This is a genomic window from Flavobacterium anhuiense (assembly GCF_900101855.1).
Classification (GTDB): Bacteria; Bacteroidota; Bacteroidia; order Flavobacteriales; family Flavobacteriaceae; genus Flavobacterium; species Flavobacterium anhuiense.
The window spans coordinates 26,250-40,981 of record NZ_FMVC01000008.1; the positions used below are offsets into that span (position 1 = coordinate 26,250).

The window sequence follows — 14,732 nt, forward strand, 5'->3', positions numbered from 1 at the left end:
GATTATCTCACTCTAAAATAATAATTAACCAAAATTGTAATCAAATATCATTGAAGTTATTTATAATTTTAATGTAAGCAGAAGGTGTCTGCCCTAATACTTTTTTAAATGCAATAGTAAATGTATTTCTATTGTTAAAACCACTTTCATTTGCAATTGCTTCAAGTGTTTGATTTCGATGATCATTTTTATTTAATAACTCCAAACAATATTTTATTCTATAGGTATTGATGAAATCGTTAAAATTTACTTTTTTACATTCATTTATAACAGCGGAAAGATATTGTGCCGGAATATTAAGTTCTGCTGCTAATTGTTGTAATGTATATTGTCTGTCTAAAAATGATTGCTGCAGGGTAATATGTGTTTGAATTCTCAATGAAATTTCTTCCATTTTTGATTGAGATAAATAACGATAAACAGCAGATTGCTGTTGATTCGCTTCTAATGAAAGAGAGGATGAATTATCTGTGATTTTAGGAATTGAAAGTTCTTTATCTATAAGCACAATTCCTTTAATGCCATACAATATTTGAGGAAATAAAAAGAGAAAAACAGCTGTTAATCCGGTAAAACCTCCAATAAATAAAAATACTGTAAGTTCATCATCTCCGTATCCGGGTTTTAAAATTTTCATTGAAGGCAGAAATAGAAAAACTTGTGAAAGAACAAAGATAGTAAGCCACTTCAGCCAGACTCCGTTTTCTTTTTTAAAGTCGGAGTTCTTTACTCGAAACAATCGTATGAGAAGCACACATTGGTATATCCAATAAATAAAAGCTAAAAGATACTTAAAGACAATATAAAAGCCAGGAATAAAAAATCTGCTTTCATAAAAAAATAAAACCATTTTACTCAATTGGCTGGAATGCATAAAAGCTATCTTTTCAGATCCCGGGAGCCAAAAAAAAGGGAAATAGTCAATAACATAAATCAAAGCCGGAATAAGATGGATGAAATCCATTTTGTTTAATCCTTTATTGGTCACAACAGATCTAATGTAAAGATAAGAGGCAGGCATATATAGAAGGTGTGCTATAATACCAGTTCTGTAAACATGTGGTAAATACTTAAGAAAGCCTGTGTTGATTAAAAATAATATAAAACACGGATAGGATAATAAGAGAAAAAACAGAGAAAGTAGAATATTATATTTCTTTGTTTTTTGGGAATATCCAATTAGTAAAATGGAGACTAAAAAGCAAATGATAATTACTACCGCTACACAGGCTGAAAATATTGAAATCATATGAATCTGTTATGAGAAGTTTGATCTGCAAAAATGGTACTTTCTCAAATTTAGTGAAAAAATAATAATCAGCACCTTTATTAGATTTGCCAATAATGATAAATATTGGCAACAATCTGAGGCGAAAAAAATATCTGAAATAAGGTTTGTTTTACTTTTATGGTTGTAAAATTTATCTGTAGTAAAATTTTTATGTTTGTTTTGTAAAATGCAACATATTAATGTTTTGTATATTAATTTTAATCGTACATTTATTATTTTTTTTTTTACAATCCCCACCTGCAAGACTTGTTTTCCAAATTAATATAATCAAAACTAAATCCTTATGAAAGTACATATCAAAATTTTTCTATTATTGTTTTCTTTCAATGTTTTTATTGTTAATGCTCAAGAGGTTTTACCTTTTCCGCTAACGCCCACAGCAAGTCAGGCCGGACGAACAATTGATGAATCTGTTTACAAAAATAGGATAGTGCAATCGCATCTTGCTAAAGATGCACCTAATATTTTAATTATATTAATTGATGATGCAGGTCCGGGTCTGCCAGATACATATGGAGGAGAAGTACATACGCCAAACCTTACTAAGATAGCAAACAATGGAGTGTCGTACAATAGATTTCATTCTACTGCTATGTGTTCACCAACACGTTCATCATTACTTACAGGGCGAAATCACACTAGAATTGGAAACGGTCAAATTACGGAACTGGCCAATGACTGGGACGGATTTAGTGGTGTTATTCCTAAAACATCAGCTACAGTTGCTGAAGTTTTAAAACAATACGGTTACAGTACTTCTGCATTTGGGAAATGGCACAATACCCCAGGAGCCCAAACAAGTCAGGCCGGCCCTTTTGATTACTGGCCAACAGGATATGGTTTTGAATACTTTTACGGATTTTTGAGTGGAGAAACCTCTCAGTATGAACCTACACTGGTTAAAAATACAACTTTTGTAAAAACACCTAAAACGGCAGAAGAAGGATACAGTCTTTCAGATGATTTGGCTGATAATGCAATTGAATGGATTCAGAATCATCAGGCAATTCATCCCGAAAAGCCTTTCCTTATGTATTGGGCACCCGGAGCGGCTCACGGTCCTCATCAGGTACCAAAGCAATGGATTGATAAATACAAAGGTAAATTTGATGACGGGTGGGATAAGTACAGAGAAAGAGTTTTTGAAAAGCAAAAGAAGTTAGGGTATATTCCTGCTAATACAAAGCTTACTCCACGTCCATCAAATTTGGCAGCCTGGAATGATATTCCTGAAAGTGAGAAACCTTTTCAAAGAAAATTAATGGAAGTTTTTGCCGGATTTGCAGAGCAGGCAGATTATGATGCCGGCCGTGTAATTGATGAACTAGAAAAAATGGGCATCAGAGAAAATACGCTGGTATTTTATATTTGGGGTGATAATGGTTCAAGTGCAGAAGGAATTAACGGTTCCATCAGCGAGCTTTTAACTCAAAACCAAATTCCGTCTAGAATAGAAGATCATATCAAAACAGCAAATGAGCTTGGAGGTTTAGATGTGCTGGGAACACCAAAAGCAGATAATATGTATCATGCAGGCTGGGCATGGGCAGGGTCGACTCCCTTTAAGGGAACAAAACTTTTAGGAGCTTATTTTGGAGGAACCAGACAGCCGCTGGCAGTTTCATGGCCAAAAAAAATAAAAACAGATAAAACGCCTCACGCACAGTTTCATCATGTCAATGATGTTGTGCCAACTATTTATGAAGTAGTTGGAATCAAAGCACCTTCAGTTGTGAATGGTTTTACACAGGATCCATTTGACGGTATCAGTATGGTGTATTCTTTTAATGACGGTAAAGTAAAAGACCAAAAACATACACAGTTTTTCGATATTATGGGAAGCCGCGCGATTTATCACGATGGCTGGATGGCTTCAACGTTTGGACCTAGAACTCCATGGCTTACTATAACACCAGGTTTGGCTGCCTGGACTCCGGATAAAGACAAATGGGAGCTTTATAATTTGGATGAAGATTTCTCTCAGGCAACAGATTTAGCTTCCAAAAATCCAGAGAAATTAAATGCCCTGAAAGAACTTTTTCTGATTGAATCAGCTAAAAATAATAATCTGCCAATTGGAGGCGGTTTGTATTTGGCACTTCACCCTGAAGCCCTTCCAATCAATCCTGCAACCGAATTTAATTATACGGGAACAATGACAAGGCTTCCTGAAGTGGTGGCGCCAAAAATTGCAACTATAGCCAATACCATCACAATTGATGCTGATGTACCTAAAGATGCAAATGGTGTATTATTGGCATTGGGTGGATATTCTGGAGGTTTAAGTATTTATATAAAAGATGGGATTTTATATTATGAGTTTAATATGATGGAAATCAAAAGAACTATTATTAGCGGTAAAACAAAAATCCAGGAAGGAAAAAATAAAATTGTAATTGATTTGACTACTATTAAACATAAAGATTATGCCCATTTAAATTCGGCAGATGTAAAAATCACTGTTAATGGTAAAGAATATGCATCCGGAAATGTTCCTATTCTTGTCAATCTTGGTTTTACAGTTTATGAATGTTTGGATATAGGAACCGATTTGGGTTCGCCGGTTTCTGAAGCTTATTTTGATAAAGCACCTTTTGCTTTTAATGGAAAAATTAGCGGAGTAAACATCAAATATAAAAAGAAATAATGCATCGATATATAAACTTAAACGCTACTTTATGAAATACTTTACAAATTTAAGAGGCATAATATTATTGCTGATTCTAATGTTATTTAATAGCGTTAATGCACAGGAAATACTTCCGTTTCCAGCAACACCTTCGGCAAGTAAAGCCGGACCAAGTATGGCAGAATCTTTCCATACACGACGAGTTGAGAAATCACATCTTTCCGCAGATGCACCAAATATTATAATTATCTTAATTGATGACGCCGGGCCAGGATTGGCTAATACTTTTGGAGGGGAGGTTAATACTCCAAATCTTACCAAACTGGCAAATCATGGGATTGCATATAATAGATTTCATTCAACTGCCATGTGTTCTCCAACGCGCGCCTCTTTGCTGACTGGTCGTAATCATACTAGGGTAGGATCGGGACAGATTACAGAATGGGCTAATGATTGGGACGGATTTAGTGGACTTATTCCTAAAACATCTGCCACTGTAGCCGAAGTTTTAAAAGATTATGGATACAGTACATCAGCTTTTGGTAAATGGCATAATTCACCTCCATTAGAAACCACTAAAGTCGGACCATTTGATTTTTGGCCAACGGGCTATGGTTTTGAATACTTTTACGGGTTTTTAGCAGGAGAAACATCCCAATATGAACCTACGCTGATTAAGAATACAACTTTTGTTGCTGCTCCAAAAACTCCGGAGGAAGGATATCATCTTACCGATGATTTGGCTGATAATGCCATTCAATGGATACATGATCAAAAAGCGATAGATCCAAAAAAGCCATTTTTTATGTATTGGGCACCCGGAGCAGTCCATGGACCACATCAGGTACACAGCAAATGGGCTGATAAATATAAAGGTAAATTTGATGATGGATGGGATGAGTATAGAAAACGCGTTTTTAAAAGAGAAAAAGAATTGGGCTGGATTCCGAAAAACACAAAACTTACAGAACGTCCCACAAATATGGCAGCCTGGAGTGATATTCCGGACAGTGAAAAACCTTTTCAAAGAAGGTTGATGGAAGTGTATGCCGGATTTGCTGAACATACAGATTACAATGCAGGACGAATCATTGATGAACTGGAGAAAATGGGTATTGCCGATAATACACTTATTTTCTATATCTGGGGAGATAATGGTTCAAGTTCAGAAGGTCAAAATGGAACAATTAGTGAATTACTGGCTCAAAACCAGATCCCTACAAAAATAGAAGATCATTTGAGAGTTTTGAATGACGAGCTTGGAGGTTTAAATGCTTTAGGCAGCCCTAAAACCGATAATATGTATCATGCAGGCTGGGCTTGGGCTGGATCCACACCATTTAAAGGAACAAAATTATTGGCAAGTTATTTTGGAGGTACCCGCCAGCCTATGGTAATCTCCTGGCCTAAGAAGATTAAAACGAATAAAACACCCCATGCGCAATTTCATCATGTAAATGATATTGTACCCACTATTTATGAAGCGTTGAATATACAAGCACCAAAAAAAGTAAACGGTTATGATCAGGATCCGATCGACGGGGTTAGCATGGTTTACACTTTTAATGATGCTAAAGCAAAAGACCAGAAGCATACTCAGTTTTTTGATGTTATGGCCAGCCGTGGGATTTACCACGATGGTTGGTTCGCCAGCACATTTGGCCCTCGTGTTCCTTGGATGACAGTAACTCCCGGTATTGATAAATGGACTCCTGAGAAGGATGTTTGGGAATTGTATAATATCGATGAAGACTTTAGTCAGGCTAACGATTTGGCAAAGAAAAATCCTGAGAAACTTAAAGAATTAAAGACTTTATTTATGGAAGAATCTGTAGCCAACAAAAACATGCCTATTGGAGGCGGGTTATATGTTTTATTGCATCCTGAAGCCATAAAGTCAAATCCGGCAACTGAATTCAGTTATTCCGGAGATATGACCCGTTTGCCAGAATTTGCGTCCCCGAGAATAGGATATAATTCAAATCAATCGACCATTGTTTTAGATGCGAATGAAAAATCTAATGGAGTTCTGTTTGCAATGGCAGGTTATGCCGGAGGAGTTACACTATATGTTGAAAATGGTATTTTAAATTATGAATATAATTTGTTCGAAATACAACGAACTAAATTGAAAGCAAAATCTAAATTGCCAAAAGGAAAATCAACCGTGGAGGTTGTATTTAAAAGAATCCCACATAAAGACAGCCCTAAATTAAGTGCAGCAGAAGTTACAATCCTAGTAAATGGAAAAGAAGAAATAAAAGGGGTAGTGCCTACAATTATTAATTCAGGATTTTCAGCTAATGAATGTTTTGATATTGGTACCGATTTAGGGTCTCCGGTATCACAAGCGTATTATGATAAAGCTCCATTTAAATTTGACGGGACTATTGAAAGTGTAAAAATTAAATATCTGAAATGATAAATTAAATAAAAGTATTAATAATGGAGTGGTCATTTGATTACTCCATTATTATTTAACTGACGGCTGATTTCAATATAAATTGGGTGGTTTATGAAATGGAATAAAGGATTTAAATATCTATATATTTATTTGGTAATACTATTGAGTCTTCTTTCTAATTATGCATTCTCACAAAATGACACATTAATTTTAAACAACGAAGACCGAATAGTAGGGGAAATCAAAAATATGATTAAAGGTGTGTTAACAGTTAAAACACCATATAGCGATAAAGATTTTAAGATAGAATGGCTAAACACAAAGCTTTTAAAAAGTGACAGGAATTTTTTAGTAGTATTATCAAACGGAAAAAGGATAAAATCAGCAAAGATATTACCCGGTAAAAATCAGGAACAATTACTAATTAAAGAAAAAGATAAGGAAATCATAGCTACAGTAAAAGAAATTGTGTTTATAGAATCAATTGATGATCACTTCTTATCTCGATTTACAGTTTCTTTATCTGTAGGATATAATTTTACAAAAAGTAATAATCTCAGCCAGTTTACAATAAGAAGTAATGTAAATTACACCTCTGATGATATAGGATTTACAGGCGCATTTAATTCTGTTCTGAGCAGTCAGGATAATGTTGGATATACACGCAGGACGGATGCTAATGCAGGATTCCGATATTATATCAAGAACAAAAAGTTTATAATTCTGTCTTCGGATTTTCTTTCAAATGAAGATCAATTACTTAACCTCAGAGCCACTATAGGATCTGGACTGGGAAAATATTTAATTTTAAATAATAAAGAATATCTCACAGGGGGTCTTGGGTTGGCTTGGAACAATGAAAAGTTCCGGGATACACTCCAGACAAATAATAATAGTCTGGAAACTTTTGCAAGTTTTGAATTGAATTTATTTAAGCATAAAAACATCAGTTTACTAACAAAGTTAACAACTTACTTAAGTGTAACAGAATGGAAAAGGGTTCGTGCAGACTTTAATATGGATCTTAAATATGAATTACCTCTAGACCTTTTTATTAAACTTGGATTTACCAACAATTTTGACAACGAGCCAATTTCAGGTGCAGTAAAAAATGATTTTATTTTTCAGACCGTTTTTGGTTGGGAGTTTAAATAGTAAAAAAAGCGACATTTGAAAAATAAAAAAGCTTAAAATTTATAGAAACTGTAAGAATTGTATTTGTTTGTGGTATTATACTACAAATCATTAGTGATTTTGGCAGTAAAATCCAAGTCTATACAAAAAATACAAATTCTTTAGCTTAATCAAAGTAGTCAGTTGTAATTCTCCAAAACAAAAACTTACTCCCGAATTTCAAAAAATAGTCATAAACCCAGGGCTGGACTTTGTCGGATTTATTATTTGTAATGTGTTCCTTTGAAATTTGATTCTCTGTTTTCATTTGATGCTGTCTCGCATTAAAAAGTTGTTATTTCTGTTGCAAAATCTTTAGCTTTTAGTAAAATAGTTGGCATAAAGTCAGCTAACGGCTTAGCATTTGGTATATAAGGGCGAAATTTGATTGCCACCGGTTTGCTCAAAAATTACTTGAGATAATTCTTTTTCAGTTTCTTAAGTTTATTTCTAGCTTGCACATGTTCATATTCAAGCATTTTTTGTTCAATTAGTTCTGCTTTTCTAGTCTGAATGGCGAATAATGTCTTGGATCTCTTTTTGCGGACCAGAAGCAATAGAAACCATTTTCCCGACGTCGGCAAAATGGTTGTCAATGCTTTCTCCAGAAATTTCACATGCAGTTTTGGCTTTGGAAATTACACCTACAAAATTATCCCATTTGGTATAATCTAGTAGATGTTGGAGGTCTCTTGCTAGCCAAAATTCAATTCCTTCTTCAGTTTGATTTGATTGTGATTCAAAATTAGCTGTAAGTGTGTAAATGATTTCTTTTTTCATGGTGTTTTACTTTTCTTTTAATTCCCTTTAGTTTCTGTGGGAATTCAATATTTTTTAAATAATTTGTGTTTAAAAAGGAAATTCAAATCAACAAATTAAAGAATTGAGTTTAATGTCAAATATAAATAAATTATGATACTGTTTAGGTTAGATTTAGCGTTGAGTTAATCTGATTTAAAAAATAATATCATCAATCATTTTGTCTAAAGTATTGCTTGGAAGTGTGTTTAAATAAGACATAGTTGATTTAATATCTTTATGACCTAAAGCTTCCTTTATAATATCTAGTGATATATTATTAAATTTCAGAATGGTTGCAAACGAATGTCTTGCGCAGTAGTAGGTGATTTTCTTTTGAATGCCTAAATCAGTTGTAATTGTTTTAAGAGGTGTGTTTATATAAATTTTGAGATATTTTCTTTTTCTGTTATTTATATAAATTTTTGAGTTCTGATTATTATGAATAATATTGAATAAATAGATCGAATCGTCTGGTGAAGTATATTCTTCAATTTTCTGTTTCCAGAAATCATTTATTTTAAAGTTTACTATTACCTCAGTTTTACTTCTCTTATAGGTAATTGTTTCTTTATATAGATCTGTTTTTTTTAATTGCATTAAATCAATAAAATTAATTCCTCTTCCGTAAAAACTTAGTAAAAACATATCTCTTGCAATAATGTCATTTTTTTTCAGAAATTGTGCATTTTTAAATAATTCAAGTTCTTTTTCAGATAAATATTCTTTTTTACCGCTTTCTTTAATTTTTGATACCTTAAACTTATCAAAAGGATATATTGTTGCGGGAATGATTTCACGTTTTATAGCTTTGTTGAAAACGGCTCTTAAAGTACGAATTCTTATGCCAATTGTGCTTTGGCTGTTGTTCTTGCTATTTAAAAAGGATTGATATTTATAGATCGAGTCTACGGATAAATCTCTAAAAGTGATTTCTGTTCTATCGAAAAACAATTGAATAGATTTTAAGGTTTCCTTTTCAATATTGCTGGTTGATAGTTTTCCTGCATTTTTAATTTCTTCGATTAAACTTTCGTGAAAAGTAGTATAGCTTACCGGTTGCTGTTTTCCTGAATCTTTTTTGAATTTTGTTACAATGTCCTGTAGGGTGAATGGAGTATCATCTAATTCAAATTCATGAATAATATTGTTGATACGACCCGAATATTTTTCAATCAGATCGTTAATTTGTTTGTATTCTTTGTGCGATTTTTTAATGCGTTCTGTTTCAAATGACCAATCTTCATGCTTACATTTTTTTTTGATTGATAAACTAGTATTTATTCTGTCTTTAATTAATACAAGATTAATAAAATAGTCGCCTTGTGCATTTGGCGTTGCTTTGAGTGTAAATTTGTATGATACCATTATTGAAAATATTAGTAATAATTTTGACGAACATTTGACGAACAAAACTACAATTAAAATAAGAAATAATGATTTATTATTCATTTTTAATTTTGTAACTTATTGATAGTTAGGTATTATAATAAAAAATAAGTTATAATAAAACTAATTAAACCTGACTCATAATCAGGTGGTCCCTGGTTCGAGCCCAGGTGGGACCACTTATTTAGAAAATAGAAAGCCTTTACAGAAATGTAGAGGCTTTTTTTGTTTTTGGCGCTTTTGAGATGTGAAAATTGAAATTTTTGACACTTAATAATTAAATTCCTGTTTCTGTAAAATCCCTTAACTTTATCCATCCAAAACAAATTTAATCTTCAGATGGATAGATTAACTCCCGAACAGAGGAGGAAAACTATGCAGGCTATAAAAAGTACTGCTACAAAGAGCGAAGTAAGGCTTGCAAAAGCATTATGGAAATTGGGCTACAGATATCGAAAGAACAATAAAAAGATATTTGGAAGGCCTGATCTTACTTTTGCCAAATATAAAATCGCCATTTTTGTGGATAGTGAATTTTTTCACGGAAAAGATTGGAAAACTGAACAGTTAAGAATTAAAACGAATCGAGAGTATTGGATTCCGAAAATTGAAAGAAATATACAGCGAGATGAAGAAGTCAATTCTTTTCTAATTGATAAAAATTGGACCGTTCTTAGATTTTGGAGTAAGGATATTGAGAAAAATCTCGAAGTCTGTGTGGCAAAAATTGAAGGAACGATTATGCTTTTGAGTATTTAAACCTTTTCTGCTTTGAGTTGTTTGGCTTCGATTTTTTCAATGCATTTGAATATTTCTGAAGCTAGTCTCTCTATGACCGGCATACTTACCGAATTTCCTGCTTGTTTGTAAAGGCTCGAATTAGAAATTTTGGGTAATTTATAGCTATCAGGAAAACCTTGAAAGCGAAAGCATTCTCTTGGAGTTAATTTTCTAAAGCCGAATTCTGTTGTAATAATGGGAACGTTGTGTCCTCCAGTTCCCATATTGGCAGTTAGAGTAGGGCAGACTTCTTTTTTGTTTTCTCGTACGTAATGTCTTCTGAACTGATAAATTCTATCTTCTCTTACAACCGCTTCTTTGAGCGTGTTATACATGTATTTGTCTTCTGTATAATAGAATTTTTTATCAACTTTTTCTTTTATAATTAAATCGGTAACTTTTTGGGTTAATTCTTCTTTTTCAGGAAAATTAAATTTAAAACCTTTTTTAACGAAATCCTTATCAAACGCGATCATGAAAATTCGTTCGCGGTTATGCGGAATGTTTCCAAAATCTTTAGTATTTAAGATGGCGCTGTCAAAAGTGTAATTGCGTTTTTTGATTTCACGTTGAATTACTTTCATGGTATTTCCTTTGTCGTGTCCTTTAAGATTTTTGACGTTTTCGAGAAATACTACTTTAGGTCTCATTTCATCAATAAAATCTAATATTTTGAAGAAATGATTTCCTCTGCTGTCTTTAAAGCCTTTTCTGTGACCCGCAAGAGAAAAAGGCTGGCAAGGAAAGCCGGCAGTAAGAATATCTATTTTGTTGAGTTTTTTTACATCGAGCTGCATTACGTCGCCTTCAATAAGTTTATGCTCGAAATTGTTTCGATAAGTGACACAGGCTTTCTTGTCAAATTCATTTGCCCATTCTAATTTGAAACCTGCATTTTCAAAGCCCAAACAAATACCGCCCACGCCTGCATATAAACTTCCGACTGTATATTTGTTTTTCATTTTGATTACGATTGAGATGCGTCTGAATTGGATTGTACAAATATATTAATTTGACAATATTCTTATTCTAGAAGGAATGAACTTGAACTGTTTTTTAGAAGTGAGTTGATTTAGAAATTTTTTCGAAGAGAAGTCTTTTTTTGAAATCAGTAAATTCTTATAGGCCTATGGTTCTTGTGAATAATAATAATTGCCCTTCTAGAGCCTTTTATAAAAGGATTAGCAGAATTGGGAAAAAGAAAATGTTAAAATTTGTTTCTCCTTTTTTAATTTAAAAGTTGCTTTTCTGTAAAAAACTTATACTTTTGTTCAAGATTTTAGAGATAGAAATGCATTGTGCGAAATTTCTACCAAAGAATATTTATCAATAATTATCTAGACTTGCATATTGCAATAGCTTGAATTTATGAAAAATCTAAAAGCCCCATTTTTAGTAATCGCCTTATTGTTGTTGAATGTTTCATTAGTTGTGGCAAATGAGCCACTTCCTGAACCCGGTAATACAGATGGTATGAATCAAAAAAGTAGTGAGGATTGTGCAGCTTGTCCTGAAGGCTTTCCAATAGATCAAAATGTTAATATTCTCCTTGTAGGCGGTTTGGCTTTAGGAGCTATTATGATATATAAAAACCGAACAAAAAAAGCTTCAATTTAATTGAAGCTTTTTTTATAAAAAAAAATAATTAGGGTTATTTGTTTATAGAATAAAGTCTAGAAATATATTTTCCGACTACATCAAATTCAAGGTTGATTTTTGTTCCAACTTTGAAATCTTTAAAATTAGTGTTTTCATATGTGTATGGAATAATTGAAACACTAAATTCATTTGTTTTAGAATTTACAACTGTAAGGCTAACACCATTTACTGTAATCGAACCTTTTTCGATTGTGATATTGTTTTGAGTTTTGTCGTACTCAAAAGTGTAATTCCAGCTTCCGTTTGCTTCTTCAATTTTAATGCAAGTTCCAGTTTGGTCTACGTGTCCTTGTACAATATGCCCGTCAAGACGATCTCCGAGTTTCATTCCTCTTTCTAAATTAACGATATCGCCAACCTGCCAATCGCCGATATTGGTTTTTAAAATAGTTTCGTCAATCGCAGTTACTGTATATAGAGAATCTTTAATGGCTACAACTGTGAGGCATATTCCGTTGTGCGAAACGCTCTGATCTATTTTTAATTCGTGAGTTATGGATGAATCAACTGTTATATGAAGATTGCTTTGGTCTTTTTTGATTTCGTGAACTTTGCCGAGTGTTTCTATAATTCCTGTGAACATTGTGGTTTTATTTTACTAAATTTGCACATCAAAATTAGTAATAAATAAACTGAGCTCATGAATAAAAAAGCAGAAAATATAATTGTTGGAATTTCAGTTGGAGATTTAAACGGTATTGGAAGCGAAGTTATACTGAAAACATTCGAAGATTCTCGTATGTTAGAATTGTGTACGCCGGTTATTTTTGCAAATGCTAAAATTCTTTCTTTCGTTAGAAAAAGCTTTACATCTACAGTTCAGTTTCACGGAGTTGATAAATTGGATCAGATTATACCAGGAAAGGTAAATGTTTTGAATCTTTGGAAAGAAGGGGTTGATATTAACTTTGGAGTCAATGATCCAAAAATAGGAGAATATGCTATAAAATCTTTTACAGCTGGAACAAAAGCGTTGAAAGAAGGGGAAATAGATGTTTTGGTAACAGCTCCGATTAATAAATACAATATACAGTCTGAAGATTTTAAATTTCCGGGACATACGGATTATCTGAATCAAGAATTAGAAGGAGATGCTTTAATGATGATGGTGCAGGATAATTTAAGGGTAGGTTTAATTACAGATCACGTGCCTTTAAATGAAGTGGCTTCTCATTTGACTGAGGAGCTAATTACTAAAAAAATTGAAACTATTAGAAAATCTCTAGTTCAGGATTTTAGTATAGTGAAGCCAAAAATTGCAGTTTTAGGATTGAATCCGCATGCTGGTGATGGTGGTGTAATTGGGAAAGAAGATGATTTGATTTTAAAACCAGTTCTGAAAAAAATATTCGATTCAGGGACAATGGTTTTTGGTCCATTTCCTGCGGATGGTTTTTTTGGAAGCTCTCAATATGAAAAATATGATGCTATTGTGGCAATGTATCACGATCAAGGATTGATTCCATTTAAGACGCTTTCTTTTGGGAAAGGAGTGAATTATACAGCAGGTTTAAATAAAGTAAGAACCTCTCCAGATCACGGCACAGCTTATGATATAGCGGGGAAAGACATGGCAGATTACAATTCGTTTAAAGAAGCAGTCTATCTTGCAATCGATATTTTTCGCTCGCGTAATCAGTATGAGGAGATTAGCCAAAAACCTCTTAAAATAAAAGAAAAACAGTTATAAACAAAAAAAGGTCAATAAGATTATTAGATTTATAATAATTTTATATCTTTGCACCCCAATTCAGATATCTAGTTTTAGAATTGAATTGATCAAATTGATGTTGAAATGAGCAAAACAAAAGAATTTTTAATTCCTTTCGTAGGATTAAAACTAGGAAAACACCATTTTGAGTATCAAATAAATAACACGTTCTTTAAGGACTTTGATTACGATGAGTTTCAAAGTTCAGATATTAAAGTCAATTTACTTTTCGAAAAGAAAAGTAATATGTTAGAGTTAGAATTCAAACATAAAGGAACCGTAAATGTCCCTTGTGATCTGACAGGCGAAGATTTTGATTTACCTATAAAGGGAAAAATGAAACTGATTGTTCGCTTTGGAGAAGAATTTAATGATGATAATGAAGAGTTGTTGATTTTACCACATGGTGAACATGAAATAGATATAGCACAATATATTTATGAAATGATCGCACTTTCTGTTCCGCAGAAAAGAGTTCATCCAGGTGTTAAAGATGGAAGTCTGCAAACAGAAGCTTTAACAAAACTGAATGAATTAAGTGTAAAAGAACAAAAGGAAGAGAGTAACAAAGAAGAAGATATTGACCCGCGTTGGGAAAAATTAAAGAAACTATTAACGGATAAATAATATAGTAAAATGGCACATCCTAAGAGAAAAACCTCGAAAACAAGAAGAGATAAGAGAAGAACACATTACAAAGCTACTGTAGCTCAAATCGCTACATGTCCTATTACAGGTGAGGCACATTTATACCACAGAGCTTACTGGCATGAAGGTAAAATGTACTACAGAGGGCAAGTTGTTATCGATAAATCTGAAGCGGTTGCTTAATACGTTTTTGTAAATTATACTAGAACTCTCACATAGTGAGAGTTTTTTTTGTTGGTTATAATTTTCG

13 protein-coding genes are annotated in these 14,732 nt (G+C 32.9%); 8 read left to right on the forward strand and 5 right to left on the reverse strand.

What is annotated here, in order from left to right; genetic code table 11:
• Positions 1 to 40: 40 nt before the first annotated feature.
• Entirely contained in the window at positions 41 to 1,249 is a 1,209-nt protein-coding gene (locus BLP44_RS19385) for a helix-turn-helix domain-containing protein (protein WP_091135364.1), read from the reverse strand.
• A gap of 325 nt (positions 1,250 to 1,574) precedes the next feature.
• Here BLP44_RS19385 and BLP44_RS19390 point away from each other — a divergent pair, with 325 nt between their 5' ends.
• From BLP44_RS19390 to BLP44_RS19400, 3 genes are all read left to right on the forward strand, one after another.
• Entirely contained in the window at positions 1,575 to 3,938 is a 2,364-nt protein-coding gene (locus tag BLP44_RS19390) for an arylsulfatase (protein WP_091135366.1), read from the forward strand.
• Between the two features lie 31 nt (positions 3,939 to 3,969).
• Entirely contained in the window at positions 3,970 to 6,342 is a 2,373-nt protein-coding gene (locus BLP44_RS19395) for an arylsulfatase (RefSeq protein ID WP_211516896.1), read from the forward strand.
• Between the two features lie 93 nt (positions 6,343 to 6,435).
• A complete protein-coding gene (locus tag BLP44_RS19400) occupies positions 6,436 to 7,479 on the forward strand; it encodes a DUF481 domain-containing protein (protein WP_091135370.1) in 1,044 nt (347 codons plus the stop codon).
• A gap of 522 nt (positions 7,480 to 8,001) precedes the next feature.
• On the opposite strand, the gene BLP44_RS23185 is transcribed toward BLP44_RS19400, so the two are convergent.
• Positions 8,002 to 8,277, reverse strand: a complete 276-nt coding sequence (locus BLP44_RS23185) for a hypothetical protein (protein WP_244511821.1) — start codon at positions 8,275 to 8,277, stop codon at positions 8,002 to 8,004.
• Positions 8,278 to 8,451: 174 nt separating this feature from the next.
• Entirely contained in the window at positions 8,452 to 9,663 is a 1,212-nt protein-coding gene (locus BLP44_RS19410) for a tyrosine-type recombinase/integrase (protein WP_170830258.1), read from the reverse strand.
• A 360-nt stretch (positions 9,664 to 10,023) separates the two neighbouring features.
• Between BLP44_RS19410 and BLP44_RS19415 the strand changes: the two genes are divergently transcribed.
• Positions 10,024 to 10,443, forward strand: a complete 420-nt coding sequence (locus tag BLP44_RS19415) for a very short patch repair endonuclease (RefSeq protein WP_066033387.1) — start codon at positions 10,024 to 10,026, stop codon at positions 10,441 to 10,443.
• Here BLP44_RS19415 and BLP44_RS19420 read toward each other — a convergent pair.
• Positions 10,440 to 11,426 carry a DNA cytosine methyltransferase gene (locus tag BLP44_RS19420; RefSeq protein WP_091135374.1) on the reverse strand — a complete coding sequence of 329 codons (987 nt, stop codon included), beginning with the start codon at positions 11,424 to 11,426 and terminating at the stop codon, positions 10,440 to 10,442. The two genes, BLP44_RS19415 and BLP44_RS19420, sit on opposite strands and share 4 nt — an antisense overlap.
• 406 nt (positions 11,427 to 11,832) lie before the next feature.
• On the opposite strand from BLP44_RS19420, the gene BLP44_RS19425 reads away from it, so the two are divergent.
• A complete protein-coding gene (locus BLP44_RS19425) occupies positions 11,833 to 12,081 on the forward strand; it encodes a hypothetical protein (protein WP_066033389.1) in 249 nt (82 codons plus the stop codon).
• A gap of 34 nt (positions 12,082 to 12,115) precedes the next feature.
• On the opposite strand, the gene BLP44_RS19430 is transcribed toward BLP44_RS19425, so the two are convergent.
• Positions 12,116 to 12,706 (reverse strand): riboflavin synthase, encoded by a 591-nt coding sequence (locus BLP44_RS19430; RefSeq protein WP_008465221.1) that lies wholly within the window; start codon positions 12,704 to 12,706, stop codon positions 12,116 to 12,118.
• A 57-nt stretch (positions 12,707 to 12,763) separates the two neighbouring features.
• Between BLP44_RS19430 and pdxA the strand changes: the two genes are divergently transcribed.
• The 3 genes from pdxA to rpmF all read left to right on the forward strand — a co-directional run bounded on the left by pdxA (position 12,764) and on the right by rpmF (position 14,665).
• Positions 12,764 to 13,813, forward strand: coding sequence for a 4-hydroxythreonine-4-phosphate dehydrogenase PdxA (gene pdxA, locus BLP44_RS19435; RefSeq protein WP_091135376.1), 1,050 nt, complete (start codon positions 12,764 to 12,766; stop codon positions 13,811 to 13,813).
• A 105-nt stretch (positions 13,814 to 13,918) separates the two neighbouring features.
• A complete protein-coding gene (locus tag BLP44_RS19440) occupies positions 13,919 to 14,461 on the forward strand; it encodes a YceD family protein (protein WP_091135378.1) in 543 nt (180 codons plus the stop codon).
• A 9-nt stretch (positions 14,462 to 14,470) separates the two neighbouring features.
• Positions 14,471 to 14,665: a 50S ribosomal protein L32 gene (rpmF, locus tag BLP44_RS19445; RefSeq protein WP_008465217.1), complete on the forward strand. Its 195-nt coding sequence runs from the start codon at positions 14,471 to 14,473 to the stop codon at positions 14,663 to 14,665.
• Positions 14,666 to 14,732 lie beyond the last annotated feature (67 nt).